The following is a 670-nucleotide window of genomic DNA, read 5'->3' on the forward strand; positions in this document are numbered from 1 at the left end:
TCCAATTATTGGGCTATCTGGATGATCAGACCGTCAGGCAACTGTGTTGCCATTCGCCCTGGCGAAAGGACAATCCCACAACGGCAGGGCAGATCCGTAAAGGACTGCTACTGATTTTTCGTAAGCGCCCAAGAATCCACACCTGTTTTCCCCACCTGACCCTGTGCAGACTTTCTCCTGGAATTTCACGACATAGGAGAAATCGATGGACATGTCTGATGCCACCGAAGGTGCGCCGTTCTGGCAGTTACACATTGCGGCCTGGCAACAATCTGGCCTGACGCAGAAAGCCTACTGCGAACACCAGGAGCTGCGGTATAGTACCTTTGGCTACTGGGTCCGCAAGCTACGCCGGGCCGCCGAACCGGCAACAAAGAAGAAGGGGGCGGGCTTTGTGCCGGTGATCCCGGCCACGGTACAGCCCACCGGCCTGACCCTGAGCCTGCCCAACGGCCTGGAGATCCGCGGCATCGAAGCAAACAACCTGGGTCTGGTGCGTGATCTGCTGGGGATGCTGGCATGAAGTACCGGTTGCGTCCCCATCCCCGGATGCCGCAGATCTACCTGTATCGGGATCCGGTGGATTTTCGCAAGAGCTTCCGGGGCCTGGCCGCGATCGTCGAGCAGGAGCTGGGCCACAACCCCTTTGAGGGGGTGCTGTATGCCTTCA

Annotated in this window: 2 protein-coding genes; both read left to right on the plus strand. The window is 58.7% G+C overall.

The window, feature by feature from the left end; all coding sequences use genetic code 11:
• Positions 1-205: 205 nt before the first annotated feature.
• Positions 206-523, plus strand: coding sequence for an IS66 family insertion sequence element accessory protein TnpA (gene tnpA / locus ACOCD2_RS24345; RefSeq protein WP_419589131.1), 318 nt, complete (start codon positions 206-208; stop codon positions 521-523).
• A gap of 26 nt (positions 524-549) precedes the next feature.
• Positions 550-670, plus strand: a 121-nt coding sequence (tnpB, locus tag ACOCD2_RS24350; protein ID WP_419595817.1) for an IS66 family insertion sequence element accessory protein TnpB, incomplete at its 3' end; no start/stop codon positions are given.

This window comes from Thiolapillus sp., assembly GCF_048562965.1.
In the GTDB taxonomy this organism is placed as follows: Bacteria; Pseudomonadota; Gammaproteobacteria; order Chromatiales; family Chromatiaceae; genus Thiolapillus; species Thiolapillus brandeum_A.

Coding starts and splice junctions, on each gene's coding strand:
- tnpA (WP_419589131.1), top strand. CDS start 206: ATGGACATGTCTGATGCCACCGAAGGTGCGCCGTTCTGGCAGTTACAC.